General features: G+C 45.6%; 23 protein-coding genes. 9 read left to right on the forward strand and 14 right to left on the reverse strand.

Translation table 11 applies throughout. The features are described 5' to 3' along the window. Positions 1 to 46: 46 nt before the first annotated feature. Positions 47 to 988: a DUF4424 domain-containing protein gene (locus HUB64_RS20180; protein ID WP_173497712.1), complete on the forward strand. Its 942-nt coding sequence runs from the start codon at positions 47 to 49 to the stop codon at positions 986 to 988. Positions 989 to 1,041: 53 nt separating this feature from the next. On the opposite strand, the gene HUB64_RS20185 is transcribed toward HUB64_RS20180, so the two are convergent. After that, positions 1,042 to 3,042 (reverse strand): ligand-gated channel protein, encoded by a 2,001-nt coding sequence (locus HUB64_RS20185; RefSeq protein ID WP_173497713.1) that lies wholly within the window; start codon positions 3,040 to 3,042, stop codon positions 1,042 to 1,044. 125 nt (positions 3,043 to 3,167) lie between these two features. Between HUB64_RS20185 and HUB64_RS20190 the strand changes: the two genes are divergently transcribed. Continuing rightward, on the forward strand, positions 3,168 to 4,181 hold the full coding sequence (locus HUB64_RS20190) for a LysR family transcriptional regulator (RefSeq protein WP_173497714.1): 1,014 nt from the start codon (positions 3,168 to 3,170) through the stop codon (positions 4,179 to 4,181). Positions 4,182 to 4,258: 77 nt separating this feature from the next. After that, positions 4,259 to 5,140: a patatin family protein gene (locus tag HUB64_RS20195; RefSeq protein WP_173497715.1), complete on the forward strand. Its 882-nt coding sequence runs from the start codon at positions 4,259 to 4,261 to the stop codon at positions 5,138 to 5,140. Here the strand turns inward: HUB64_RS20195 and HUB64_RS20200 are convergent. Both HUB64_RS20200 and HUB64_RS20205 read right to left on the reverse strand, forming a co-directional pair. Then, entirely contained in the window at positions 5,124 to 6,065 is a 942-nt protein-coding gene (locus HUB64_RS20200; protein WP_173497716.1) for a LysR family transcriptional regulator, read from the reverse strand. The two genes, HUB64_RS20195 and HUB64_RS20200, sit on opposite strands and share 17 nt — an antisense overlap. A gap of 28 nt (positions 6,066 to 6,093) precedes the next feature. Beyond that, positions 6,094 to 6,951 carry a DMT family transporter gene (locus HUB64_RS20205; protein WP_173497717.1) on the reverse strand — a complete coding sequence of 286 codons (858 nt, stop codon included), beginning with the start codon at positions 6,949 to 6,951 and terminating at the stop codon, positions 6,094 to 6,096. 193 nt (positions 6,952 to 7,144) lie between these two features. Between HUB64_RS20205 and trmL the strand changes: the two genes are divergently transcribed. Continuing rightward, positions 7,145 to 7,609 carry a tRNA (uridine(34)/cytosine(34)/5-carboxymethylaminomethyluridine(34)-2'-O)-methyltransferase TrmL gene (gene trmL, locus HUB64_RS20210; RefSeq protein ID WP_105250569.1) on the forward strand — a complete coding sequence of 155 codons (465 nt, stop codon included), beginning with the start codon at positions 7,145 to 7,147 and terminating at the stop codon, positions 7,607 to 7,609. Positions 7,610 to 7,638: 29 nt separating this feature from the next. Here trmL and HUB64_RS20215 read toward each other — a convergent pair whose 3' ends face one another. Continuing rightward, complete coding sequence (locus tag HUB64_RS20215; protein ID WP_173497718.1) at positions 7,639 to 8,190, reverse strand: hypothetical protein; 552 nt, start codon at positions 8,188 to 8,190, stop codon at positions 7,639 to 7,641. A gap of 212 nt (positions 8,191 to 8,402) precedes the next feature. On the opposite strand from HUB64_RS20215, the gene HUB64_RS20220 reads away from it, so the two are divergent. Continuing rightward, positions 8,403 to 10,430, forward strand: a complete 2,028-nt coding sequence (locus HUB64_RS20220) for a S9 family peptidase (protein WP_173497719.1) — start codon at positions 8,403 to 8,405, stop codon at positions 10,428 to 10,430. Between the two features lie 88 nt (positions 10,431 to 10,518). Here the strand turns inward: HUB64_RS20220 and HUB64_RS20225 are convergent, their stop codons facing one another. From HUB64_RS20225 to HUB64_RS20245, 5 genes are all read right to left on the reverse strand, one after another. Then, positions 10,519 to 11,955, reverse strand: a complete 1,437-nt coding sequence (locus HUB64_RS20225) for a pitrilysin family protein (RefSeq protein WP_173497949.1) — start codon at positions 11,953 to 11,955, stop codon at positions 10,519 to 10,521. Between the two features lie 11 nt (positions 11,956 to 11,966). Next, on the reverse strand, positions 11,967 to 13,298 hold the full coding sequence (locus HUB64_RS20230; RefSeq protein WP_173497720.1) for a pitrilysin family protein: 1,332 nt from the start codon (positions 13,296 to 13,298) through the stop codon (positions 11,967 to 11,969). Between the two features lie 137 nt (positions 13,299 to 13,435). Continuing rightward, on the reverse strand, positions 13,436 to 14,833 hold the full coding sequence (locus HUB64_RS20235) for an amidohydrolase (protein WP_173497721.1): 1,398 nt from the start codon (positions 14,831 to 14,833) through the stop codon (positions 13,436 to 13,438). Between the two features lie 543 nt (positions 14,834 to 15,376). After that, positions 15,377 to 17,149, reverse strand: coding sequence for an ATP-dependent endonuclease (locus tag HUB64_RS20240; protein WP_173497722.1), 1,773 nt, complete (start codon positions 17,147 to 17,149; stop codon positions 15,377 to 15,379). Positions 17,150 to 17,908: 759 nt separating this feature from the next. Beyond that, positions 17,909 to 18,628 carry a helix-turn-helix transcriptional regulator gene (locus HUB64_RS20245; RefSeq protein WP_173497723.1) on the reverse strand — a complete coding sequence of 240 codons (720 nt, stop codon included), beginning with the start codon at positions 18,626 to 18,628 and terminating at the stop codon, positions 17,909 to 17,911. A gap of 64 nt (positions 18,629 to 18,692) precedes the next feature. Between HUB64_RS20245 and HUB64_RS20250 the strand changes: the two genes are divergently transcribed. Continuing rightward, positions 18,693 to 19,076 carry an NIPSNAP family protein gene (locus tag HUB64_RS20250; protein ID WP_063882506.1) on the forward strand — a complete coding sequence of 128 codons (384 nt, stop codon included), beginning with the start codon at positions 18,693 to 18,695 and terminating at the stop codon, positions 19,074 to 19,076. Continuing rightward, positions 19,073 to 19,402, forward strand: a complete 330-nt coding sequence (locus tag HUB64_RS20255; protein WP_173497724.1) for an antibiotic biosynthesis monooxygenase — start codon at positions 19,073 to 19,075, stop codon at positions 19,400 to 19,402. The genes HUB64_RS20250 and HUB64_RS20255 overlap by 4 nt, the downstream gene beginning before the upstream one ends. Positions 19,403 to 19,520: 118 nt before the next feature. Here the strand turns inward: HUB64_RS20255 and HUB64_RS20260 are convergent, their stop codons facing one another. The 3 genes from HUB64_RS20260 to HUB64_RS20270 all read right to left on the reverse strand — a co-directional run bounded on the left by HUB64_RS20260 (position 19,521) and on the right by HUB64_RS20270 (position 21,570). Next, complete coding sequence (locus HUB64_RS20260) at positions 19,521 to 19,910, reverse strand: DUF6678 family protein (protein ID WP_173497725.1); 390 nt, start codon at positions 19,908 to 19,910, stop codon at positions 19,521 to 19,523. Positions 19,911 to 20,024: 114 nt separating this feature from the next. After that, positions 20,025 to 20,927 carry a hypothetical protein gene (locus tag HUB64_RS20265; protein ID WP_173497726.1) on the reverse strand — a complete coding sequence of 301 codons (903 nt, stop codon included), beginning with the start codon at positions 20,925 to 20,927 and terminating at the stop codon, positions 20,025 to 20,027. A gap of 91 nt (positions 20,928 to 21,018) precedes the next feature. Further along, positions 21,019 to 21,570, reverse strand: a complete 552-nt coding sequence (locus HUB64_RS20270) for an SMI1/KNR4 family protein (protein WP_173497727.1) — start codon at positions 21,568 to 21,570, stop codon at positions 21,019 to 21,021. Positions 21,571 to 21,835: 265 nt separating this feature from the next. On the opposite strand from HUB64_RS20270, the gene HUB64_RS23090 reads away from it, so the two are divergent. Next, the gene (locus HUB64_RS23090; RefSeq protein WP_217363206.1) at positions 21,836 to 21,979 is read left to right on the forward strand and encodes a hypothetical protein; all 144 of its coding nucleotides are present in this window, start codon (positions 21,836 to 21,838) and stop codon (positions 21,977 to 21,979) included. Positions 21,980 to 22,175: 196 nt separating this feature from the next. Here the strand turns inward: HUB64_RS23090 and HUB64_RS20280 are convergent, their stop codons facing one another. Together HUB64_RS20280 and HUB64_RS20285 are read right to left on the reverse strand one after the other, a co-directional pair. Beyond that, complete coding sequence (locus HUB64_RS20280; protein WP_173497728.1) at positions 22,176 to 22,838, reverse strand: class I SAM-dependent methyltransferase; 663 nt, start codon at positions 22,836 to 22,838, stop codon at positions 22,176 to 22,178. 105 nt (positions 22,839 to 22,943) lie between these two features. Further along, positions 22,944 to 23,315, reverse strand: coding sequence for a hypothetical protein (locus HUB64_RS20285; protein ID WP_173497729.1), 372 nt, complete (start codon positions 23,313 to 23,315; stop codon positions 22,944 to 22,946). A 292-nt stretch (positions 23,316 to 23,607) separates the two neighbouring features. Here HUB64_RS20285 and HUB64_RS20290 point away from each other — a divergent pair, with 292 nt between their 5' ends. Continuing rightward, a complete protein-coding gene (locus HUB64_RS20290) occupies positions 23,608 to 25,728 on the forward strand; it encodes a bifunctional diguanylate cyclase/phosphodiesterase (RefSeq protein WP_173497730.1) in 2,121 nt (706 codons plus the stop codon). The last annotated feature ends 366 nt before the right edge of the window (positions 25,729 to 26,094 follow it).

A 26,094-nucleotide genomic window follows, 5' to 3' on the forward strand; every position in this document is an offset into this window, starting at 1 on the left:
TCGTTCCCCATTGATACTAAAACATCCAACTAGAGTTAAGAAGTACATGTCAGCACACTTAGCCATACCCCTTTTTGCTATAGTTTTACTCGTCTACGGAGAAACTGCCTCTGCCAACGATAGCAGTTTTGGCGATGCTAATGGCTCTATTACCTTGAAATATCAGCCTAATATCAGTATGGATAAAGAGTCCCTCTTCATCAGCGAGACCGAAGTCAGGGTCGATTATGTGTTTACCAACACCAGTTCGCAGGATCTTATCGTCCCCATCGCCTTCCCCATGCCACCGATGTTTTTTGGCTCCGCCGATCACAGCAGCATTGATAACTTCACCCTTAAAGTGAATGGCAAAACCCAGCCAACTCAGCACAGGCTGGTTGCCCAACTCGCCGATAAAACCGATATTTCAACCGAGCTGAAACAGCTTGGCTGGGGTGTAGATGAAGTCGCTTACTTTGCCGAATATGCCAAAGTCCCCGAGGGCAAACCCGCGCTCCCCAAGCAATGGTTGGATGAGGACCAACAAATCGCCTTTACCCTAAGTGATTACTTTGTGTGGGAACAAACCTTTCCCGCGGGCCAATCTGTCGCTATCAGCCATAGCTACACGCCAAGCCTCTCAACGGGCATCCCCGATACTGCCAGTAGTATTATTGATACTTACACTGAACTGGCCTGTTTAGATGAAAGCGCCAAGCAAGGCATTAGGAAGCGCAACCTTATCGTTAAACAAGACGGTGAAGATCAGGAGATTGGCGTCGAATGGAGCCATCTTAGCTATATTTTGGTCACAGCTAATAACTGGCAAGGGTCAATTAAGGACTTCAAACTCACCCTAAAAAAATCCCAGCCCACAGATCTCATTAGCTTGTGTTTTGATGGCGAGCTTAAAAAAACTGACCCACTCACCTTTGAGTTCCAGCAAAAACAGTTCACGCCAAAGCAAGATCTCAGCGTCCTGTTTATTCGTAAACCGAATTTTGAATAATCAAAAAAGAAGCCAGCTAAGTGCTGGCTTCTTTATAACTCGCTATTTTTAATTTAAAAACTATAGGTCATACCTAACCAGTAACGGCGGCCATCTTCGATATAACCGTATTCTTCTTGGGTAATATCCTTATCGAAGGCGTTATAAATGCCCGCGCTAAATTTCAGGCTATCGTTCAACTGGTAGTTAGCCCCCAAATCCAGCAGAGTATAAGAAGGGGCGATTAAACTGCTCGATGAAGGTCCTGTCGTCGGTTGGCTCTCTTCGCCACGGTAGTTCACCCTCAACCAAGTGCTTAAATTATCAATAGGCTCGTAGTTGAAAGACGCTTGGATCAAATGCTTAGGCAATTGATTCAATGGGCTACCTTTATAAACACCTGTCTTTTGCTCTGAATCCGTATAGGTATAGTTACCTGTCAAACTCAAGTTTGAGCGAATGCGATAGTCGATACTCAGTTCAATCCCTTGGGTCACAGCTTCGTCGACGTTCACATAAGTCGTCGGATTAGAACCAAATTGATTTGGACCATCGGTACATTGAGTCGCAGGACAGGCTACGCGGGTGATCTTGTCATTAAACTCGTTATAGAACACACCCGCGCTGGCGGTAATGCTCTCGGTCAGATCAGAATACAAACCTAACTCGTAGTTAACTGAAGTTTCAGGTTGTAAATCTGGATTACCGTACATGTTGCCACCGCGGCTAACTTGTCCCCAGTCGGGCACTGTCTGGCGTAAACTCGGCGCCCTAAACCCTGTTGATACACCGCCCTTTAAGGTGGTGCTGTCGGTTAATCCCCACACGCCATAAACGCGCGGACTGACATGATTACCAAAGTTTTCATCATCATCCAAACGCAGCCCCATGGTCAGAGCAAAGCTATCGACAATGCGCCATTCATCCTCTGAAAACACCGACCATTGTTTGCGACTAATATCAGTTAAGTCACTCACTTGGTTACCTGTTTCGTCGGTGAGATCTTGATGGTTGAATGCTGCGCCAAAGGTCGCTGTATGACTTTGGCCTAACGTAGTGATAAGGCTAGATTGCGCATCCGTGTTAGTGATTTTCATCTTACGGGATTTATTATCAAACACTTCATGCTTGATATAACTATCCGAAGTACCAAAGTCCCAACGACCTGTATGTGAAAGGGAGAAGGTGCTGTTTTCATATTCTGTCGTTGAAGATTCAGGGCAACCGCGACGACCACAGGCTTCGCCCGGTGCTAACGGTGTGACTGTTTTACCTAAACTGCTGTCGAGTTCTTGGTTAGAAGTGCCAACTTCAAACATGATATCGTGATTTTCATTGGGCGTGAGCGCAAATCTCGCGGTCAAGTTAGTCGCATCGCGACCTCGGTAACCACCATAGATTTGATCTTCTTCACGCTGGGTATATTGACCATAAAGTTGCATCCCTAGCAGATCTTTGATCAAACCACCGTTGACGAAAAAGTTGCCTTGATACACATTTCCCGAGTCAGATTTCTCCTGCAAAGTGCTGTCGAGTCGCACCTCACCCTGCCACTCGTTTGGCACTTTGCGAGTGATAATGTTAATTACCCCACCAATGGCATCCGAACCATAAAGTGACGACATAGGCCCACGAACGATCTCAATTCTATCGATAGCAGCCAATGGTGGCGTCCAAGCGCCTTCAACGCCTGGGCCGTCACTGTTGGTCCGTGTCTCGCGCGAGGATTGGCGTTTACCATCCACTAAAATTAACGTGTATTGGCTACCCATGCCCCGCAGACTGATATCCTGACGGTCTGCACCGCCCGTAATCACCACGCCGGGCACTTCTAACATGGCATCGGTTAAGTCGCGGTAGAAGCGGTTATCCAGATCCTCACGGGTGATCACGCTGATAGAAGCTGGCGCATCGCGAATTTGCTGTTCAAATCCCGATGCAGTCACCACGATTCTTTCCATCATCTTTTCTTTATCTGACGCGGTATCCGCAAGGGCATTTGTTACTGGTACTGTGGGCAACAAACATAAAGCGGTGATCACTTGAGCGAGGTACTTCTTACGACTTAACAACATAACCGACAAGTCTCCATTAGAGCAAAGATTGTAAATGAGAACAATTTTCAATACGGTAATGTATCTCTATGTTACAATCAGCTCAAGTTAGACTTTAGGTATTCACTTGTAAGAGTTACTTAAAAATGAATAAAAACATGATCAAAGGGATGATCGTTTTTGCGACAATCGCAGAAAAGGGCTCAATGAGTGCCGCAGCGCAGCAATTAAATCTCAGCTCGTCGGCGGTAAGTCAGCAAGTGACCAAGCTCGAAATGGACATGGGGATCAGCCTATTCCACCGCAATACCCGCAACCTCACACTCACCGAAGCGGGCAGTTTGTTCTATGAGAATTGCCGCAAGGTCATAGCGATAGTCGAAAGCACAGAGCAGAAACTTAATAACTTGAAAGGTATTCCATCAGGGGAATTAAAGATTGCCGCGCCTATAGGATTTGGCGGCGGCCTGTTAAGCGAACCTTTTAATTACCTGTTGGCAGCACATCCACAGATAAGTTTGAATTTACTGCTGCAAGATGGCCCGATAGATATAGTCAACGACGGTATCGATCTGGCGATTTGCATCGGCCCCTTATCGGATTCCAACCTAATTGCCCGCCATTTAGCCGATTGGCGTATGTTACTGTGCGCCTCACCTAATTATCTGCCAATGCATAAAAACCTTAGCCACCCAAAGGAATTAACTGAATTAAATCGGATCTATCACACTTATGCTAAAGGCGATATCTTAACCCACGCCTTCAGCCAAGAGTGTTTTGAACTGACAAGCCAGCGAATTAGCGTCAACAATATGCAGGCGTTAATTCAACTCACACTCGATGGTCTAGGATTTGCCGCCCTGCCCGAACCTGAAGTACACAAATACCTCGAAAGCGGCCAACTGGTCACCCTATTACCCGAATGGTCACTCAATACCTACAGTGTTTATAGCGTAACGTCGGCGCGAGATAAGCAGCCCGCAAAAGTGAAAGAAGCGCTCAATGCACTTAGCCAATACTTTAGTCAGGCAGATTTTCACCAAGCCTATCATGTTAATCTGGGCCATCAAAAAGATAGCGTAAACGATAACGTAACCAATATCTTACCAATTAAAACTAAGAAAAAGTCACATCATCTTGATGTTGGTCACGCATCTTGAGGATACCTTACACGCATTCATTTCTGCGCTAAGCTGGGGTATTCTGCGGTGATAAACCGATAAAAAGATGTAACTCGATGAAAGATGTGGCCTTAGTGTTGGAAGGTGGTGGCCTCAGGGCCATTTATACCGCAGGTGTATTAGACGCGTTTTTACAGCAGTCACTTCACTTCAACTATGTAATTGGGGTATCTGCAGGTGCCATTTATCCCGCGTCCTATGTATCCCGCCAATTTGGTCGCAATCTCCACATTCAGCAGCAATATCTCAATGACAAACGCTATATGGGCATTCGCCATTGGCTGGCAACGGGTAATTATGTCAATACAGACTTTACCTACCGTCGCATGGCTTATGAGTTGCTGCCATTTGATTTTGATACATTTTTAAATAGTAATACCGAATTCAAGGTCGGCGCCTTTAACTGCAATACAGGAAACACCGATTACTTTGGGATGGCCGATTTTAATGAACACGATAAATTGCTCGACGTGCTCATTGCCTCCTCTAGCCTGCCTTTTATGTCTAAACCCAGCGTGATTAACCAACACCATTACCTCGATGGCGGCATCGGCGAACCGATACCGTTAGCGCAATCACGCAAAGATGGTTATGCACGCCAAGTGGTGATCTTGACTCAAGATCAGCATTATCAAAAATCCGCGATGAAAATGAATTGGTTAGCCCGCAAAACCTATAAACACTATCCCGCCGTTGCCCATGCGCTAAATGAACGCCATCGTGTTTATAATCAAGCATTAGTCGAGTTAAACCAAGCCGTTGCGAATAATAAAGCCTTTGTGATCCGCCCAGCGCAACCACTTAATCTATCGCGGCTCGATCGCAATATCGGTAAAGTAACCGCTGTCTATCAGCAAGGCTTAACAGATGGGCAAAATATCTTGCCCGCATTAATCACTTGGTTAGCCGCACCAAAACGGCCTAAATCTGAAGTGTAATCGAACGCAGCACTTGGCTAATAATCAACTCTCGCAGCCATTTATGGCTCAAGTCGTGTTCGAAGTGTTTGTGCCACATCAATAAATACGCACCGGGGATCAGCTTGATGGGTGATGGTAAAGACTGAAGCTCAAAAGACTTCATCACAGCCAAGGCATAGCGCGAAGGTGCGCAGAGGATCAAATCGCTCTGTTCACACAGGGTGAGAGCACTCTGAAAGTCGGTCATATTCACGGCAATATCCCGCTGACGGCCCTCGAGTTGCAACACATCATCCAGCAACCAATGCTCTAAACCGCCAAAGGCCACTTGCAGATGGCGATAACTCAAGAAGGTATCTAAATTCCATTCTTGTGTTAACGCCGGATGATCACGACGCATCAAACACACGGGATAATCCTGCACTAACTCAACATGGCATAAGTCATCGGGAATATTATTCACATGCATGGGCGAGCGCTCGTCCCACTCGCGGCAACCTATGGCTAAGTCGATGTCGCAGCGCAGTAATCTGTCCATGGTATCGAGTCGCCACGTTTGGCAATTGAGACTCACACCGGGCGCTTGAGTGAGCAACATGGGCATAAAATGAGGAAAGGTCAGTGAATAGGTGGTTTCGACCAAATGCATTCTAAACTGTCGTTGGCTCAAGGCGGGTTCGAAGGTGTCCGGCCGAGTAAATTGCGCCAATTGCTGTAAGCATTGGCGCAACTCAGGCGCGAGTGACAAAGCCTTGGGTGTCGGTTTTAGGCCGTAGGCGGTACGCTCAAATAAAGGATCATCAAATACTTCCCTCAGACGTGTGAGCTGTTTACTCACCGCCGACTGGCTCAAATGCAACCGCGCAGCAGCGGCGGTCACGCTTTGCTCCTCAAGTAGAATTTCGAGTACGGGCAGTAAATTCAGATCCAAACGTTTTAGCATCTATGCCTCATTCACCCCAAAATAATGACTAGGGTTGCACTTTTTTAAATGGATTTAACCTTAAATTCTGCGGCAACTTCATCAATAACAGTGACAATAAAATCACAGCTATTCCCATCCATTGGCGCATATCTAAAGTTTCCCCCACAATCATGACCCCTAATGATACGGCAACCACAGGGTTGACTAAAGCGACCATACCCATGATTTCTGGCCCTAAGTTTCGCATAGACCATAACCAAGCCCAATAGGCAACGGCGGTGTTGGCAATCACTAACCATATCAGTGAAGGTACAAGCGTCATACTCGGTAGCTGCGGTGGCCCTGCCATAAACCAAGCCAGTGGGATCAACATCAAACCGCCTAATAATAGCTGCCACGCGGTCAGCACTAAAAAGTCACCCACATCCCACTTTTGCATCCAGCGAGAAGAAAAGGCAATTAACGTAGTGGCGCTCAACATGCACAACACGCCGATAGGATCGAGATCCGCCGAAGGGTTAAGCAGTAAAATCACCCCACCAAGACCCATTAAGCCTAATAATAACCACTTCATTGCTGGGCGTTTTTTATCAATGAGCCAAGCCAGTATTAAGAAGATGAGCGGCAGAGTGGCCCCTAAGGTTCCCGCCACCGCGCCCGGCAAACGATACGCGCCGATAAATAGCAAAGTGAAGAAGGCACCGATATTACAAAAAGCCAGCAAACCAAGCTTTGACCAAACCAAAGTTGGCAAACGAGGACGCAGCATCAACATCAGAATCCCCGCAGGCAGCGCGCGCCACACAGCCACCCAATAGGGCGACATATCATGTAAGTAGAGACTCACTAACGCATAGGTCGTCCCCCAAAATACAGGGGCGAGTAACGCAATAATAAAGGGCATAATGACTTCCTAAAAAGTATCTTGATGTTGAGATATATTACTTTGAGATAATAAAACAGGCAAGCCTTGAGATAACAATTCCACCTATCACAACCTCTATTGCATGAACTTAGCCAAATCCACCCACAACAGACACTGCGCTTGGCCACCGTTTGCCGTATAATCGGCCGTCATTTTCTACAGGCGGGCCAGTATGTTCCATATCGCACTCTATGAGCCAGAAATCGCACCTAACACAGGTAATATCATTCGCCTTTGCGCAAACAATGGCTGCCAGCTGCATTTGATTGAGCCATTAGGTTTTGATCTAGAAGAGAAAAAGCTACGCCGCGCGGGTTTGGACTATGCCGACTTAACCAATGTGACTCGCCATAAAGACTTCGATACTTTCCTCGAAGCCATGACGGGCAAGCGCATTATGGCCTGCACCACTAAGGGGAGTCGCCCGCATACTGAGCTGAGTTTTGCCAAAGACGATGTGCTGCTATTCGGCCCAGAAACCCGAGGTTTACCGATGGCGATTATCGAATCTATCCCCACTGAGCAGAGACTACGCATCCCCATGGCGGCCACCAGCCGTAGCTTGAATCTGTCTAATGCGGTGGCAATTATCAGCTATGAAGCATGGCGCCAACTGGATTTTGCTGGCGCACTTTAAGCGCTATCGAAGGTAAATCGGATTGGCGACTAAGGAGATGGCGCGACTGGCGTCATCTCTATCCCGCGAAAAAGCTGATAGCGATCAACATCATCGTCTAAATATTGAATATTCTGCGTCCATTGCCATGTGTTAGCTTGAGCACCCGCCCCCTTTGCCTCGAACAGTAATTGAATTAACGCAGACCGGGCAGTCACCACGCCCTCACCCAGCAAAGAATAATCGCCATTTTGACGATATAAGCTAAAGACTTGCTGCTTCTCTTGGGACACGCCATCGTAATAAGTCAACAACACTTGCTCGCCCTGCTCCCTAAACCACCAGGTTTCACTATAGGGCGCACGCGTGCCAACACTCACAGACAATAACAGCTGCCGCTTATCATGGGAGCAAAATCCGGTGACTGTGACTTTTCGTGGCACTTCCCCCACTTTAGCGGCATCGCCCACCCATTGACCGGTAAACTGAGGGCAAAACTCACTAAAACTTACCCTAGCCGCGTGCGCAGCCAGAGGAATAACAGTACTCAGTGCAATTGTCACTCCCCATAATAGTCTTAATCGATTGATTTTATTCTGCATCTACCTAGTCCTCAGCCGAAATCTCATCCTAGATTAGCCTGTAATTCTGCCATCAACAAATCACAATTAGCCGACAACCATTCACAGATGCTTACACAAAGCGTCCCGCTATGGGTTATCACTCAGTTTGCTTTCATGCTCGGTTTCTATACTCTCGAATCTGCACCATAAATAAAATCATTATAACTATATGTATGATAAGGAGACTCACAGTGAAGAAGGCAGGAATCTTATTGCTCTGTCTGTTGATGCCATTCGGCTCAGCATTTGCGGAGCAGGGTAAACCGCTCTCGGTGGAATTGCTCTGGCAACTTAAGCGTATTGGTAGCCCAGTCGTATCGCCCTCTGGTGAGCATATTATTGCGCCAGTCACAGAATATGATCTGAAGGAAGATAAAGGTTCGACCCAGTTATGGCGTTTTGATGGCGAAGGTAAAAATAATCGTGCTATTACAGTCAAAGGGTTAAAGGTAAGTGAACCCGTGTTTTCGCCCGACGGCAAAACCTTAGCCTTTGTGAGTGAGCGAAATGAAGACGACGCAGGCCAAATCTACCTATTGCCTATGGACGGTCCGGGTGAAGCGCAGCGCTTAACCGACATACCTACTGGCGTAAATGGTATTAAATGGGTTGGCAAGCATTTGTATTTCATCAGCAATATATTCCCAAATCAAACATGGGACGAGATGAAAACCCAACTAAAAGCCGACGAGGACAATAAGGTCTCCGCTCGCCAGTGGAACGCTTTGCCCTACGCTCAGTTCGATCATTGGTTAGATGAACGTCGCCAAGCCCATGTATTTAAGATCCCCGCTTCGGGCGGCGAAGTCGAATCCGTGACGCAAGCGCTCGGCCATGAGTTACCACGCTCGAGCCAAAGCAGTTCAAGTTACGATATTTCGCCTAATGAAGGCTTAATTGCCTTCAGTACTTATGGCTCAGACAACCGTATCGACCCTAAACTGGATATTTTCCTTGCGACGATTGGCAGTGGTAAAGCAGAGAATATCACCCCAGAAAATCAAGCCGCTGATGCTGATCCCAGCTTTAGCCCCAATGGCAAAACGCTGGCTTTTACCCGTCAGAAAATCCCTGGTTTCTATGCCGATACTTCAAGGCTGATGTTACTGGATATCGATAGCCGTAAACTTAATACGCTAACACCTGAGTGGGATCGTTCGGTCAGCCAATTTAATTGGACCCCCGACAGTAAAGGCTTTTATGCCACCATCGAAGATGCCGCCACTAACCGCATTTATCATATCGATGCCAAAAACGGTAAAGTCAAAGCCATTACAGAGGCAACTGACTTTGGCCAACCCGCCATAGGCAAAGACGGTGAACTGATTGCCACCAACGAGAGCTTTTTGCACCCAGCGCGCTTGGTCAGCATTAATCCCCGCAATGGTAAGACGGTACGCCTAGAGAATTTTAATGACGATATTCTCAAAGATGTTGATTTAGGCACTTACGAATCAGTGACCTACAAGGGATATCAAGATCAAGATATTCAAATGTGGGTTCACTATCCCCCCGGATTTGATCGCAGTAAAAAATATCCACTCTTTATGCTAGTTCACGGCGGGCCACACAACGCCATTACTGACGGTTTCCATTACCGTTGGAACGCACAAACCTTCGCTTCTTGGGGATATGTCACTGCATGGCCGAACTTCCATGGCTCTAGTGGCTTCGGACAAGCGTTTGCCGATGCGATTAACCCAGATTGGAAGAATAAATCCCTCGAAGATGTGCTCAAGGCGGCCGACTGGTTTAAACAGCAAAGCTGGATTGACAGCGACCGCATGGTGGCGGGTGGCGCAAGTTACGGCGGTTATCTGACCTCAATTATTTTAGGTCAACCACATCCCTTTAAAGCCTTGTTGATCCACGCTGCGGTTTACGACATGTATTCACAAATGGCGTCGGATTTTGCCGTCCACAGCACCCGATTTGGCAACTACTGGGATAATCCTGAGCTGTATAAAGCCATTTCTCCACATTACTTTGCGGCTAACTTTAATACCCCAACCTTAGTCAGTCATGGTCAACTTGACTACCGGGTACCAGTGGGGCAAGGGTTTGAACTGTTCCGCACCCTTCAAACTCGCAATGTGGAATCGCGGATGATTTATTTCCCCGATGAAAACCATTGGGTTATGAAACCCAATAACTCTATCTATTGGTATAACCAAGTGAAGGATTGGATGACCCATTATGCTAAGCCGGGTGGACAATAAACGCTGCATCTAGCACCAAGAACAGAAAAGCAAAAGGTCTGCACTATGCAGACCTTTTCTTTATCGAATCAAGCCTCGCAATAATAGCTTATTGGCCAAATCCCGTGGCTTTAATATCGACGGTTTGCACTTTGCCGTACTTAGCAGCAATCGGTGCAATCTTAGCCGCATTGCCAATCAGCACAAATTGCAGATCTTTTTGCGGGAAGTAAGTTTTCACTAACCTTTGGGTTTCTTCTAAGGTCAAACCATCCACCTTAGCTTGGAACTCATTGATAAACTTATCATCGAAACCGTACAAATACATGCCAGATAAGAGCCCTGCCAGCTGACCTGAGGTTTCAAACTGAGGCGGGAACTGACCCTTAACATAGGCTTTAGCCGAATCTAAAGTCGCTTGATCTACACCTTTCTCCCATAAACGTGCATAGGTTTTTAAGGCTAGATCCATCGCTTCTTGAGTGGTTTCCGTCTTAGTGAAAGTGCTGATAGTAAACACACCCGAGTCGGTATAAGGACTAAAACCTGAGCGCGCGCCATAGGTTAGACCCGCGTTCACCCGCAGCTCGTCGTTAAGCCAAGAGGTGAAACGACCACCTAGAATAGTGTTCACTACCGTTAAACCTACATAGTCTGGATTGTCACGACTAATACCTAAGCCCCCGATCACAAAAGTAGTTTCGATTGCATCGGGTTTATCCACCAGCAAGACTTTGGCCTCGGTCAACTGAGGCAAACCTTGGTTTAAATCAGGTTGTACCAGTTTTTCGTTGCCTTGCCACTGACCAAAGGTTTGCGTCAACTTGGCTTTCATCGTCGCCACATCAAAGTCACCCACGACAGTTATCGCAGTATTGGAAGGCTGATAGTAACTCTTATGGAAGGCGCGCAGCTGCGACACAGTCACTTGTTCAAGCGAATCACTGTTACCCGAAGCCGCATTACCATAAGGATGGGCACCGAATACGAGCTTATCGAAGTAGCGACCAATCACCGCCCGTGGGCTTTCTTTATCCTGCTGCAGCCCAGCAATCGCGCGCTGTTTGAGTTTATCAAACTCGGCGGCATCAAAGTCAGGCGTTAACATCGCCGCGCTAAATAAGCCCAGCATCAAGTCAATGTCCTTCGCCATAAAGTCAGCACTCAGATAACTGCCTTCCTTATCCGCTTCGGCCACTAAACTTGCACCGAGAAAATCCACTTGCTGCTCGATATCTGCCTTAGATTTCCCCGCCGCACCTAACAGCAAGCCTTCTGCTGTCATATGTGCCACGCCTGCGGTGGTGTCATTGACAGCCCCCGCACGTACCACGGCATTTAAGGTGACTAAAGGCACTTCGCGCTGCGGCATTAAATACACAGTTAAGCCGTTATCCAGCACGAACTTGTCGTAACTTGGCATCACAAAGCTGCCAGTTTCAACGCGTTTTGGCGCCGATGTCGTAGTAGCACAACCCGCTAAGGCTAAACTTGTGCCTAGGGCTAATGCGGCCATTAACTTAGAAGGTTTCCCGATTGATGCCATCTTAAGTGATTTCATTGAGAGATCTCCTCGTTTGCCGCCAGCACAGCCACAGTGCGATTTGATTTACGTAAGTAGGTTTGGGCAACACGTTGAATATCCGCTGGCGTCACCTTGTTATAGGCTTCAGGTGCATTAAATAACTTGTCGTAACTGCCAAAATACATCTCATAGGTGCCTATGGTATTAGCCTTACCATTAATGGTTTCCATCGAGCGATAAAAATCCATCAACTTAATATTTTTAACTTTATCCAGTTCTTGCTGGGTAACACCCGTTGTCGCAATCGCATCGATTTGTTCAATCAACGCATGCTCCAGCGTCGAGGCTTTCACCTCAGGTGTAGCAACGCCCATCACATAGAAGAGGTTAGGATCGACCGACATCGGCATGTAGGTTTGCGCTTCTAAGGCCACTTGTTTATCAACCAATGATTGATATAAACGCGAGCTATTACCTTGACTTAGAATCGAGCTTAATAAGTCCAGCGCATAAAAATCCGCATGGGTTGCCGCCGGAATATGGTACGCCAACATTACGTTAGGTGTGCTGACCGATGCCTTCTGCACAAAGGTGCGACGCTCACCCTTTTGCTCAGGTTCGACAGTGCGAATCGCTTTAGGCGGAGTCTGTGCCGGAATAGGCGCAAAGTACTTGTCTGCCAAGGCTTTTACTTGGGCAAGCTTTACATCGCCGGCAATCACGACCACGGCATTGTTCGGCGCGTAATAGGTTTTATGGTACTGGACTAAATCTTCCAGCGACCAAGCGGCGATATCCGACTCGTGACCGATCACCGACCAAGAATAAGGGTGGGCTAAAAACGCCACGCCTTTGATTTCGCCTTCGAGGGCATTCCAGTTAGAGTTTTCTAAGCCAGTGGAACGCTCCGACTGCACTACGCCACGTTCGCTATCGACCATGGCTTGGTTGATATCTAAGTTAGCGATGCGGTCAGCCTCGAGATCGAACATAGTTTCGAGCGCATTGGCGGGGAACCAATCGGTATAAACCGTCATGTCTTCAGTGGTATACGCATTGTTCGCGCCACCGGCGGCTTCCATAGTGCGGTCGAACATTTTCGGGCCGTACTTTTTCGAACCGTTGAACATCATGTGTTCGAAAAAGTGCGAAATACCAGTAATGCCGGGCACTTCGTTACGTGAACCGACCTTCCAAAATAAATACATGTTGGCATTGGGAATAGAGGCATCTTCTAGCACCATGATTTTCATGCCGTTATCTAGCGTGAAACTCTTAATGTCTTCTGCCGTGGTGGCCTGTGCTTGGCTTAGGGGGTTCAAAAGTCCCATGGCCAAAACCAGAGCCGATAGCGTGCGCTTCATCTTGTTCGCTCCTTGCTGTAAATATCCACATATAGAGGTAAATTGTTTAACAAATCAAGCGCAGGAAGCGTATCCCGCGCCGATTTTTTGTAAGCTCAAGTTATACCGCAGTGCTTACGGAATAATACGTTAGCCACTTATTGGGCTTTGAGTGCCGTTAACGCCACTTTGGTCATGGCCTCAACGCCCACTTTTAGCGCGCTTTCATCCACATAAAATGCTGGCGAATGATTGCTGGCCGCCGTTTCAGGGTCCGTTCCCTTTGGCGTCACCCCGAGGAAGAAAAACATCCCCGGTGTTTCTAAGGCATAGTAAGCAAAGTCTTCGGCACCTGTGATTAATCCGGGTTCAATCAGCATCTTATCGCCCACTACGCTCGCAAGCACAGGCCGCATACTGGCGACTAATTCGGGATTATTAACCACCACAGGATAGCCTTGGTGGATCTCAGTAGTCGCAGTCGCCCCTAAGGTTTTCGCCGACAGCTGTGCCATTTGCGCTAAACGCACTTTGATATCGGCGCGCATGGGTTGGTCGAAGGTGCGAATCGTGCCAATCAGCTCGACTTCATCGGGAATAATGTTAGAGCGAATGCCACCATTGACTGCACCAAAACTCACCACCGCCGGCGCTTTAGTGATATCCACCTGACGGCTGACGATCGTTTGCACGTTAGTGATAATTTGTGCCGCAGCGACAATAGGATCGACCCCATTCCAAGGACGGGAACCATGGGTTTGGCTGCCTTTCACTTTGATAGTAAAAGAGTCTTCACTCGCCATTGCTGGACCACTGCGCAGGCCAATCATGCCACTCGGCATACTCGAGGTGACATGCATACCAAATACTTGCTCGGGTTTGCGCTGAGCAAACAACCCTTCTTTGAGCATCAATTCCGCGCCGCCCTCTTCACCCTCTGGCGCACCTTCTTCAGCGGGTTGGAAGATAAACATCACATCCCCCGCTAGGCTGTCTTTCACTTTAACCAAGTTTTCGGCCACGCCCATTAACATAGCCACATGGGTATCGTGACCACAAGCATGCATCACACCCACTTTTTGATCGCGATAAGTGTCAGTCGCCTTAGAGGCAAAAGGCACATCGACCACTTCAGTCACAGGCAGTGCATCCATATCTGCTCGAATCGCAATCAACGGACCAGGCTTGCCGCCCTTCAGCTTCCCGCCTTTCAAAATGGCCACCACGCCCGTATGTGCAACACCCGTTTGCACTTCTAATCCTAAGGATTTCAGATGTTTTTCAATAATCTTGCTGGTACGAAACTCACGGTTAGACAACTCAGGGTGTTGATGCAAATCACGACGCCAGTCGATCACCTTTTGCTCCACACCCGCCGCCAACTTAGCCGCATCAGGCATAGCACTGGTCGCCGCTTGCACTGAGGTTAAACCTGTGCCCATAAAGCTTAAGGCTAAGGCCGACGCGAGTAAGGTCTTGGAAAAATGGAATTTATTTACTAGGGGCTTAAATTCAAATGATGTTGATGCAGCAAGTGATACAGAGGGTAAAGTCATAGCGATAGCCTATTGTTGTTTTTATAAGCTACCTAAACTACACGGACATGGATTAATTGTTAATAGATTTAATGATGAAGGTAAATAACACAACAGGTATTAGGGACTAAAAACCGTCAGCAATAGAGATTAAGCACTGCCACTACAGTGACTCGCAGCCATGGCAGCACTTAATGCCGTTAATTCCGGCGTACATATTTAGCTTATTTCTCATCCACAACATCTATCAATGGATGAATAGCACTGTCCTTTAGGCGGAAATTTACACAACCAGAATCCGATACGCCTTCACTTGTCTGGCATTGAATCAGTTCTCTAGAGATTTGATTCGTCTTAAGGGAAAAAACCACCCTAGAATAACCGTAAACTGTGCATTAGAGCGGGTTTTAGCAGTTGGCGTGAATCGGTCTGATATAGAGTGATTCACTAGCTCATTTTTTGAAATTTCCGAGTAAGACTTCTAAATCTAATTAGTGGGTTTCAGATTAAAACCTCTATGGGTAACGTCCGCTTTAGCTGAGTGTAAGCTTGGAGGCGCGCTTGTTATGTCCGGCAAACACGAAAAGCCTCCAATTGGTCAATCAACTGGAGCAAATCACACGGAATTTCCTCGGCTGTAAATTCATCTATTATTTGAACGTCGGTGAGATTCACCTTGTACTTTTCTTGGATCCCCCCCCTAAGCAGTCTAAGAGTTGTTTTTCCAGGAACAACTTCCATACGACGATTGAGATCTGACCAATTACTTTCAAAGGTCTCTATAGCTTGCCGGCTTATAGTTCCTGTATCTAGCCCTTTTCCTTGATGATGGCTTATCCTCTTAGCTATATATTGTGATTGAGACTCAACCTTTAATCCCTCGGTTATGTCATTTAAATAATCTGCGATTCCTTTTTCAACAATTACTTCTTCACCAGACCTTCGCCTTCTGCTACCAAGCTGTTTTGCTAAAACTCTTTCAAGAACTGGAATCACTAGAAAATAATTTTCCATTTCTTTTCGTTGGTGTATATGTGCATGGCTTAATTCGGCCTTCAAACCTTCTAGAATTGAGTCAATTTCTTCTTGGCAATAATAGTCACGATCATATATCGCGAAGAGCTTCATCTTTGCATCAATAGTATTTTTTAAACCCCAGGCAAAAGACCTAATTCTTTCCCATGAAGAGAATCCTCCAGATTCAAAAGCTGTCAAATCATTACCAGAAGCTAAATCGTTAAATCCCAAATTTTTTGCGAAACGTCTAACTGATTTGTAGTCGCTCATTCCCTCAACAAAAAGTATCTTTTTTGTCCGTGCCAAATGGGTAAGAGTAACATTTTGAGTTGAGCCTAATGATTCTAGAGCAACTTGTACCCCTTCCACATCCTTCAACCTTTTCGCGGAACGACTTCCTTTGTTAACTAAAAGTATCTCTGATGGGTCAGCTTCTCCCATAATCTCAACAGAGTGTGTTGCAAGTAAGACATCTGCGTCTAGACTCCTGAGAATACTCAGCAATTGGCGCTGCACATCAGGATGAAGATAAATCTCAGGCTCATCAATAATGATAATACTGGCTTCATTTGAACGTGACAGATGGGTAAGTAACTGACACCAAATTTGAAATCCAAAACCTGCCCAATAAACCTCTCTATCAATTCTCTCCTCGGAAACGAACATGCTCAATTTTCTGTTTGGGATATCTAACTCTGGTTTTCTGATAACCATCCCAGACCAAGTATTAGAAATCATTTCAGAAAACTGATTCCATCCATCATCAAAATAATGCCAGTAATTTCTAAAGTGCCTGCAAGCACGATGTGTATTCAATGAATTCTTAACGGTATCTTCATTGACATAAGCTTCTTGATGCTCAAGCGGACCTAATACAGGAACTACTTGAATATTTATAGGAAAGGCATTCCTAAATTTAGCGGGTGAATTGACACCAGAGCCCTCATGTTCCCAGTGGAGAATGCACCCTCCCTCATTTGGGAAAAACAAGAATAACTTATTTCGATTGGTTAGCCTGAACTCGATCTTGCTATCTTCTCCATTATAGTCTGTAGCGACATTCTCTAGAGATACGCTAATTTGTTGCTCGGGCACCCTATGGCCAAACCCAGTGCCTCCATTGGGAAGTGGAACTCTATCTGCCTTTAATCTTCTAGCTTTGCGAAGCGCAACATCTAGAATTCGAAAAGCGCTAATTATCGTAGATTTTCCGGCGTTGTTTGGCCCAACTAAAATATTGGTTTCGCTCAAGCTCACCGAGTAGTTGCTTAACGCCTTAAAGTTTGTAAACTTTATTGAGCTTATCTTTACTTCAGACAATTTGAACTCCGTGTAATTGGTGGGCCATAAAATCTTAGTATTTATGTCCAGCACTGTTTGAGGACATAAATCGCTTGTTAACTAAATCTCAAATATGGCCACTGCCACATCCATGTCAATTAGTACAAATGATGCTATCGGATTTTGCTTTTTTGCGGTAGCGGTTTTTTATACAATTTGATGGGTAATCACTTGATATCGTTTTAGCTTTATCATTCTTTCTGGCTCACTTTGGGCTGATTAATAAGGTTTAGCCTAAAGTATCCCAGCCCTACATTTACACTAATATGTGCACTTCGAGAATAACAAGGCAACGACTTTTGTATGCCTTAGTGACAAACAGACAATAATAAAACCAAAAATATACACCCTCCCCTCGGAGTTGCCGCAGGGCGAATAGACAAATTGCGTGAGTTCGGTCATGGATGACCGACTAGCTTTCGCAGGTGCAGGGACGCATCCTTCGGAAGCGATAGCAAATTTGTCAATGAGCACAAGGGGCTTTCAACTCCGTTGAGGGCGTCTTGGAGCATCCAAGGAGGATAGGACGAGCAGTCCTCCTTGGTCGGGTGTGGGGTGAAGCCCCACGACTTTGATTAAACAATTAAAACGAAATGAGAAAACTTTAAAGTCGATAGTTCTAATATCCACTAGAACTATAGAAAACAAAAAGTATTAAAAAACATCGGACTGGCGGCGCGCTGTTAAACAAGGCCAAGTCGCTATGCATCATTGGTAAAATAGGCAACATTAAATTGTCTATTTTGTCGCAATGCCATAGTCAGCACGAAAGGATTTTAACCCTCGGCTTGAAAATTGTAGGGCACGGGTGTCGAGGGCTTTCTCTGCCCAGCCTTTAGCCAAAATATCCTTAAGGATCCATTGACCTAGAACACCCGCAAGATGACTGCGACGTTCGCTCCAATCGAGGCATGACTTACATAAAGGACGGCGAGATTGACGACTTTTCGGTACATCGAATACATCATCTGGTGCACTCAGCAACGAGTGTTCTACGCCACGTTTGGCAAAAAAGGTCATCCCTGCTGCGGTAATTTTTGTTTCGCCACCTTCATGGGCGATCAAATTCTGCCGACTTAAGCTGTCGTAAAGCGCAACACCCAATTCACCCGCGAGATGGTCATAACAAACACGAGCCAGTCTCAATCTAGGGTCCGCAGGTCCATGAATGACCTTAGGGTTCGTAATGGCAGCGCTCATGTTGAGCAGACTTTCCAACAGTTCGGCCACTTGGCGGCTCTGCAGCTGAAAATACTTATGCCTCCCCTGCTTACGCACGAGCAATAGTTCACCTTCAACCAACTTAGTTAAATGACTGCTGGCAGTCTGTGGCGTGATGTCTGCTTCAAGAGCCAGTTCTGTTGCCGTCAATGCCTGTCCGCCCATAAGAGCAATCAACATACGTGAGCGGGCGGCGTCACCAATCAAGTTGGCAATAAAAGCGATGTTAGGTTCCATGCTTGTAATCTCATTCGGGAACAGTTCGATAACCATCGAAGCATTAAGTTTTCAGGTAATTACAATGCAACTAAAACCTTTAGCACACAAGTCAATGGCGCCAAACATAATGAAAATCACCTGTTTTATCGAATACAAAATAGATCCGTTCAAATTGGAACAATTTGCCCAATATGCCGAAAACTGGGGCGATATCATTCCAGCCTACGGCGGCGAACTCCTTGGCTACTTTCTGCCACACGAAGGCACCAACGACACTGCATTTGGTCTCATTAGCTTCGATAGTCTGGCCCACTATGAACGCTATAGAGACAAACTGAAGACAGAAGCCGCAGGCAAGGCAAATTTTCAGTTGGCCAAGCAAGGAGAGTTCATTTTGAGTGAAAAACGCAGTTTCCTAAAGCCGATAGCCAAGACCTATCAAAGAGCCGCGGAGACAAAACTATGATGGTAGTTATTTTTGAAGTCGTGCCGAATCCCTGCTGCCAAGAAAGGTATTTAGAGATAGCCGCCGACCTGAAATCAAGCCTGAGTAACATTAAAGGATTTATTTCAATCGAACGGTTTCAGAGCATGGTCAATCCCGAACGCCTATTATCGTTGTCATTCTGGGAGAATGAGGCTGCGGTTCAGGCTTGGCGACAACAGATATATCACCGCGAGGCACAAACTCAAGGACGCGTACAATTATTTGCCGACTATCGCCTGCGGGTTGCCGAAGTTGTTCGTGACTATGGCATGTTCGACCGTGCTCAGGCACCAAGGAACAACTGATATGCTGCTACTTGAGTAGCGTGCTTTGCAGGCACTCAGTCCTAGCAACAAAGAGTGTACTCGCCAGCGAAATTTGCCCCACAATATTAAACGGTAGGCGCCACTCTAAAACGGTTTTTTATGTAAATACTGGGGTTGTATCTTGGCTTATATAACCCCACACCCGAAAACAAGAGCCTTCAATCGCGTATTTAATTCCGCGTCTATTTAGAATAGTAAGAATTTCACTGCTCCTATCGGTCTCCTGAGGTGCAACTAAACGACCACGATACTCGGAAACTATTGGATTAAAGTCTAGCCACTCGATACCTGAACTTTCTTCATAGATCTCGTTCCACCAAACGGCACTAAATCCTAAAATATCATCTGATGAAATCAGTTTGTACCTTACGCTAATAGATAGAAAATGAAGCGCTTCAAAATCATTACAAAGCTCGCGCCACTTAGTTTTATTCATCACTGAGACTAACTGGCGTTCATTAATTATTTTTCGATATTTCTCGTGCATAATTTCAAGTCCAACTCATTTTTAGGGCGTGTGTATCCAGAAATGAGCAAGAACAATCCTCCTTAAATAGAAACTAAATCACAATCTCATTTTAACTTGTTAATTTTGTTTGGGTTATTCGTGGCCATCTCTGTGAGAATGTGGTGTTAATGAATGGATTAGCGCCAGCGTATTTTGTTCAATTGGCAGATCATTTAACTCTCGCTCAGCTAAAGGATCGAAAGATATCCCAATGGACTCGTGACCCGTAGTAAAAAATCCGTGTAATTCATGCTGCCATGGTAGGGGAAAATCAAGTGGTGGTAGTGACGCATTGGCCGTATGGAACCGCCACAGATTAACTAAACCATGGGCGTTAACACAGTAACATTTTTCCAGTGGCGAGAACTCCTGCTGCAGGCGATTAGACTTGACCATAATGGCGATATTATCGATAAACGAGGTCATATCCTGATTGATTATGGCGGCTAGGCTGCGTAGCATCGCCATGCTGTATGTCGAGTCTTTTAGGTTTGTAAGTTGATGGCGTAACTTATCTGTCACGGCTGTGGCACCTAAAATGGCATATACGGCATTGCAGGCCAAGAGTGTCACCTTATGCCCAGTTAAAAAAGGCGGCACAAATCGCTGTTTATAGGCTGTAATAGTAGGTAAATCATGGATGGCTAGTGCCGCCAACAAGGGCCAAATATGTAGGCTATCTGTACCCGAATAATCCCCATCCCGCACTAATCGCGTCAAACAACCAAAGCGCCCCGCTAATGTCAGGCAGTTTATAAACTCATCGAAGTTATTAAAGGCCACCCGTTGGATTATGGCTAATTGGGTTAAATCATTTTCTATGTAGCAGATGCGATTGATCCATTCGTTAGCGGAGAGATGACGACTCTCTTTTACACCCTGTTGTAGGATAGCGAGCTTGGCGACTTGAGGCTCAGTTAACTGCTTGTCATTTTCTGCCAATCTCTGCAATGCGTTTAGTGCTTGGTCTCTGTCTTTTTTAGGGTAGTTTTTCACATAATACCTCACTTCATGTTGCCCTGAAGTTCAAAATGTAATCATAGGTTTACTAGGCTTATCGAGTAGTGGACGTTCATTTTCGTTATCCTTAGTCCTCAATTAATTCATCTGGATATAACCTGATTTGCGCTAAGGATTGTTCAAAAAATTGGCTTAGGTTTGGACAAATAAAGTCCATCATATCGGGGTCATGGGTGTATGCGATCACTTGTCCCATTTTACCTAATGCTGAGGGCGAATGATCTGCAATCAAGAGTAATGTGCCACCCCCAAATTGGGCAAAGGGCAGCCAACCTTCTTGATACCACCCCGATTGGATTTTGGGATCCCGCACTTCTGGCTCGTGGTAATCAACGTAGTACTGGGCCTGTTTTCTCATTCGGTCACGAAATTTAAATGATGAGGCTAGTGACAAAAAATCATACCGGCAAAAGTAATCTTTCCGGGCAAAGACTGTGCTCCACTCATTGCCGCCATTGGCATACCCCCAAAGTTCCCTTAACGGAGAAGCAAATTTAAAACCTAATTGTTTTTCGGCTTCATCTAAAACTGAGTTTGATAAGCCACGATCCAGTTCTAATGTTTGATTCATGTTGGCGTAAATAGCACTCAATGCTTGTAGATACGTCTTAACATCCATTGTATTTATTCCTTCATCTTGACACTTGGCCGCAGTGTTAATCCGTTTGCTTTATACCGCTAACATATACACTTGGCGAACTTATTTAATCGAATTAACTACATAAATTCTATTTTCATATTACTGCGACAGATTTTGTCGCAGCCTTCTATTACTTACTATGCAGCTATTCCAGCCATACCTTATTAACTAGATATACAGCCTAATTTTCAGCGTCAAGTGACCCTTACTCAGTTTGAACCCTCGCTCGCCCCGCAAAATATCGGTGAACGAATTAGTCGAGCGTCTTGCAAACCACACGCAGAATACGAGTAAACGTTTGGTGCAACATCCACTACTCGATGATATAGACCAAGCACTAGCGGCAATTGTGCGTGTAGTCGCGAGGAACACCATAGAACTCAGTTAATACAATCAGATAGGCGTGCTAAACAAACAACGCCCCCCACGATGCCCTAGTGATTATCGGGCTAACGGCTAACCCTAATCTTGAGTCAGAGCTTGAAGTATTAGTAATAGCCACTGGCATTACAACAAAACCCATAGAAAATCAGGCATCTATAGCGTCACAAATTGATGATAAGTACATTTAAGCGACAACAGCATTAACTCGACTGATGAATTCCTTTATGCATCTCTTTATGCAAGAAGACTACGTCCTTATCGATAATTTCGAGTCGCCAGCCATAGTGATGCGCGAGCCACTCAAAGGTCGCTTCGGCGTAAAAATTGATGTGGGTGGGATCGTTTTTATAGTGCCAGCGGGCAAATGCGATTTTATCCTGCACACGCTTGGTCATAACAGCCAAAATGCCATTAGGTTTTAATAACCTATCAAGCTGGGCAAGTAACCCTGCGGCACCACTCACGTGTTCAATGACTTCGGTTAAGGTAATAAAGTCGTATTGGCGGGCTAACGTTTCGGGATTATTAGCGTAATAAAGGTCGTAATTATCTATCTGATAACCGCGCGCCTTTGCCATTAGACTCAATGCCTTACCTTCTCCGCAGCCAAAATCGAGCCCTTGGGCCGAAGTGCTAACACGGCTAAGTAGTGGCTTGAGTGTGCGATTTAAAAATGTTTGATAGCCGAGATCATCGGCATGATTCTCGTGCTTATCGTACTCGGCTTTTTCTGCCTCGGCCGAAAGATAAAACTCAGAAGGCACGCTCACCAGTTGGCAGGTTTGGCATTGCTGGTAACTGCGCTTCCTATCTTGATGATAAGCGAGTAATTCAACGCCATGACATAAGGGGCAGATATTCAACAACAATTCCTAGTGATAGTAAGGTGCATAGTAATGAGAATAGCCGTAATGCCCACAAATAATGCTAGCACTGACTAGCTGAAATCGACTATGTCGATGGCCTAATTAAGGCTTAGGGATTTTACGCTCTTTTGCGGCAGCTTCTTTTGCTTCCCGTAAATATTTTTGCTCGCGACTTTCTCTTTCGTCGAACTGTTTTTGTGCCTTAAGTTTTTGCTGCGCTTCCCAATCGTTGGTTTGGGATTGTTGCTTAATTTTATCTTCCCGCTCTGTCGTCTCTTTAGTGGCTTGACGGGCCTTTTCTAATTGAGCCTGTTCTAATCGCTGTGAGTCGATGCGTGCCTTATCGGCTTTTTGCTCTAGGGTCAATCTAGGCTTTGGCGCCTCGGTGGCATTTGCTAACGCGAGATGAAAACTAAAGATAAGGACTAGCGATATTAATATTTTAGAGATTAACACTTTAAATAAATACGCCATTTCCTGTCTCCTTTATTCGAAAATTGAATGAATCAATGATAAAAGCTAATTCACGCAAGATGTGCAAAACATAGCATAAAATCTGCCTAAGCTTAAAATATGCAGCAGGTGTTCTTAAAAAATATGCTTGAATACAAGTCTTAAACTACACTTTTTAAGTTTCTATTTGAGTGAAACAACAATTAGGTTTATTTTTAACCCCATTGGAATGATGTACTATTGGGCAACTTCGTGTTCAACGAAGACCTAAAAATGGGATGTGACTATTTTGCGTCACAAGGGAGTATCCTGAATGATCAGATGGCAACACTTACTTAAGAAACTCAGTACAGATGATCCTGTACTGCAAGAAAAGCTGTCTCTCTGGCAAGCACATCCCCATAGAACCCCCTTAGCCTTAATTCAAGGCTTTAGCTTTATTAGTGCCAACCAAGCCACCCTCAGTTATTTTGAGACTGAATACGATGCTTTTGTGAATGCGACTCCCTATGATTTTTCTCCGAGGATCCAATCTTCAGGCCGCAATAGTGTTGAATTTGCGCGGGAAATGATCCTCGAAGCCATTGCAGGCAATAATGTTGAATTCAACTGGCTGCACATGAGCCAACAAGGCAATGAACTGCCGACTCGAATTAATCTCTATCGCTGTTATCTGCAACAACAGCCCGTGGTACTCGTTGAATTACAAGCTCTTAATCGCCGCAATCAAATGCGCGAAACGATTTCTGATGGTTTTGCTCATATTCCCAAAGAAATTTTATCGACCACGCTCGAAGAAAGTGCCGAAGCTGTGTATATCACTGACACTGATAATCAAATTTTGGCCGTCAATAAAGCCATGTGCCGTATTTGCGGCTATAGCGCTGAGCAGCTCATCAGTAAAACCCCTGAATTTTTAGAGGTAAGAACCCATAATATGGGGGAAGAAACCGAATGCCAAATCGCCTTGAAACAAAGGGGATTTTGGCAGGGCGAAACGTGGAAAAGACGTTCAGATGGCAGTAACTTTCCTGCTTGGCAGAGCAGTCGTAAAATCGTCACGGAAGATGATGCTCATTATAATGTGAATATTTTCAGTGATATTAGTACTAAAAAACTATTAGAAACCCAGCTAACAACTCGAGCTATGTACGATACCTTGACTGGATTACCTAACAGGTTCCATCTCAAGCAGATCCTCAATAGTGCCCTCGAAAAACTTAAAACAGATCCCCTCGCACTGGGCGCGTTGATGTTTTTAGATCTCAATGGTTTCAAGAATATCAATGACAGCTTCGGTCACTCCATGGGCGATAGAGTATTACAACTGGTCGCAGCCAGACTCGAAGCAGGTTGTATCGAAAAGGCCGATATAGCCCGTATGGGAGGAGATGAATTTACCTTAGTGCTGCAAGACTGTAGCTGTAAAGATGAAATTCAGCTGTTTGCAGAGCAAATTCTTAGCCTATTTGAGAGCCCCTTTGAAATTGAAGGCCAAAAGTTCTTCCTCGGCACCAGCATAGGCATTGCGCTATTTCCTACCCACAGTAACCAAGCGGGACAGCTGATTAGTCTTGCCGATACTGCCATGTATTGCGCTAAAAAGAGCTTACCGCATCTCGTGTTTTACGATAAGGAAATGAGCCTAGCAGCCGAGTTAAAATTACAGTTAATCAATAACCTAAGGCATGCGCATAGCCTAAAACAATTCACTCTCGCTTATCAAGCCATAGTCGATTTACACACAAATCAAACTATTGCTGCCGAAGCCCTGCTCCGCTGGCAGAAGTCACCGACAGAATATTATGAAGCTGCCGACTTTGTGCCATTGCTTGAGGAAACAGGATTAATTGTCAGCATTGGCCAATGGGTATTAGAACAGGCCTGTGTACAAGCGGCCCTCTGGCGAGCACATTATCAACCCGACTTTAGAATTTCAGTCAATGTGTCACCACTGCAATTAGAACACTTAGATTTTATCGACCAAGTGATAAATGCCTTAGAAATGGCGAAGTTACCCGCCGAAGCACTGATTTTAGAAATTACCGAATCGGCATTGTTACGACAACCGGAGCAAGCACGACTCACACTCAATCGTATTAAAGCGTTAGGTGTCAGCATTGCCATCGATGATTTTGGGACTGGGTTATCGTCACTCAGTCGCTTAGGGACTTTGCCGATAGACAGCGTCAAAATTGATGCCGAGTTTGCCTTGCGCTTAAACGAAGTCTCAGGACAAAAGCTCTGCAATGCTATAGTGCAACTCGCACAAGCACTCGACATTCACTTCGTCGCAGAAGGTATTGAAACTCAACAACAAAAAGACATAATGACTGACATGGGCCAAGGTTTCGCCCAAGGATTTCTATTTGGCTACCCGAGTTCAGTCGAAAACTTCACCCAAGCCTTTCTTGCGGAAAAACGCTTAGCCTAGAACAGATTTAGGACTGCCGATGTTCGCATCGGCTCGATAATCCGACCGGCGTACCGAATTAACGCTCTCAACGTTTACAACGGAAAACGAAAGATTCCGCTAAGGTTTTATCGAAATATTTTGATGGGTCGCGAACGAAGGGGAAAGATTTTCTTGCAGAAAACATATGATTTAAGCTCGATAGCCCTGCCAGCACACCATTTACTAATAGTTATGAATGGAATAACTCCCCTGCAAAGCCAGTGATGGCCTGGCAAAGCACTCTCATCATTATCAACAAAAACACCATATTTAAAGCTCAATAGCCCTGCCAGCACGCCATTTACTAATAGTAATGAATGGAATCACTCCCCTGCAAAGCCAGTG

Source organism: Shewanella sp. ISTPL2, from assembly GCF_013283205.1.
Lineage (GTDB): Bacteria > Pseudomonadota > Gammaproteobacteria > Enterobacterales > Shewanellaceae > Shewanella > Shewanella oncorhynchi.

What these genes read in the sequence shown, in the direction of transcription:
- HUB64_RS20180 (WP_173497712.1), top strand. Translation starts at nt 47, where the DNA reads ATGTCAGCACACTTAGCCATACCCCTTTTTGCTATAGTTTTACTCGTC.
- HUB64_RS20185 (WP_173497713.1), bottom strand. Translation starts at nt 3,042, where the DNA reads ATGTTGTTAAGTCGTAAGAAGTACCTCGCTCAAGTGATCACCGCTTTA.
- HUB64_RS20190 (WP_173497714.1), top strand. Translation starts at nt 3,168, where the DNA reads ATGAATAAAAACATGATCAAAGGGATGATCGTTTTTGCGACAATCGCA.
- HUB64_RS20195 (WP_173497715.1), top strand. Translation starts at nt 4,259, where the DNA reads ATGAAAGATGTGGCCTTAGTGTTGGAAGGTGGTGGCCTCAGGGCCATT.
- HUB64_RS20200 (WP_173497716.1), bottom strand. Translation starts at nt 6,065, where the DNA reads ATGCTAAAACGTTTGGATCTGAATTTACTGCCCGTACTCGAAATTCTA.
- HUB64_RS20205 (WP_173497717.1), bottom strand. Translation starts at nt 6,951, where the DNA reads ATGCCCTTTATTATTGCGTTACTCGCCCCTGTATTTTGGGGGACGACC.
- trmL (WP_105250569.1), top strand. Translation starts at nt 7,145, where the DNA reads ATGTTCCATATCGCACTCTATGAGCCAGAAATCGCACCTAACACAGGT.
- HUB64_RS20215 (WP_173497718.1), bottom strand. Translation starts at nt 8,190, where the DNA reads ATGCAGAATAAAATCAATCGATTAAGACTATTATGGGGAGTGACAATT.
- HUB64_RS20225 (WP_173497949.1), bottom strand. Translation starts at nt 11,955, where the DNA reads ATGGCATCAATCGGGAAACCTTCTAAGTTAATGGCCGCATTAGCCCTA.
- HUB64_RS20230 (WP_173497720.1), bottom strand. Translation starts at nt 13,298, where the DNA reads ATGAAGCGCACGCTATCGGCTCTGGTTTTGGCCATGGGACTTTTGAAC.
- HUB64_RS20235 (WP_173497721.1), bottom strand. Translation starts at nt 14,833, where the DNA reads ATGACTTTACCCTCTGTATCACTTGCTGCATCAACATCATTTGAATTT.
- HUB64_RS20245 (WP_173497723.1), bottom strand. Translation starts at nt 18,628, where the DNA reads ATGGAACCTAACATCGCTTTTATTGCCAACTTGATTGGTGACGCCGCC.
- HUB64_RS20250 (WP_063882506.1), top strand. Translation starts at nt 18,693, where the DNA reads ATGCAACTAAAACCTTTAGCACACAAGTCAATGGCGCCAAACATAATG.
- HUB64_RS20255 (WP_173497724.1), top strand. Translation starts at nt 19,073, where the DNA reads ATGATGGTAGTTATTTTTGAAGTCGTGCCGAATCCCTGCTGCCAAGAA.
- HUB64_RS20260 (WP_173497725.1), bottom strand. Translation starts at nt 19,910, where the DNA reads ATGCACGAGAAATATCGAAAAATAATTAATGAACGCCAGTTAGTCTCA.
- HUB64_RS20270 (WP_173497727.1), bottom strand. Translation starts at nt 21,570, where the DNA reads ATGGATGTTAAGACGTATCTACAAGCATTGAGTGCTATTTACGCCAAC.
- HUB64_RS20285 (WP_173497729.1), bottom strand. Translation starts at nt 23,315, where the DNA reads ATGGCGTATTTATTTAAAGTGTTAATCTCTAAAATATTAATATCGCTA.
- HUB64_RS20290 (WP_173497730.1), top strand. Translation starts at nt 23,608, where the DNA reads ATGATCAGATGGCAACACTTACTTAAGAAACTCAGTACAGATGATCCT.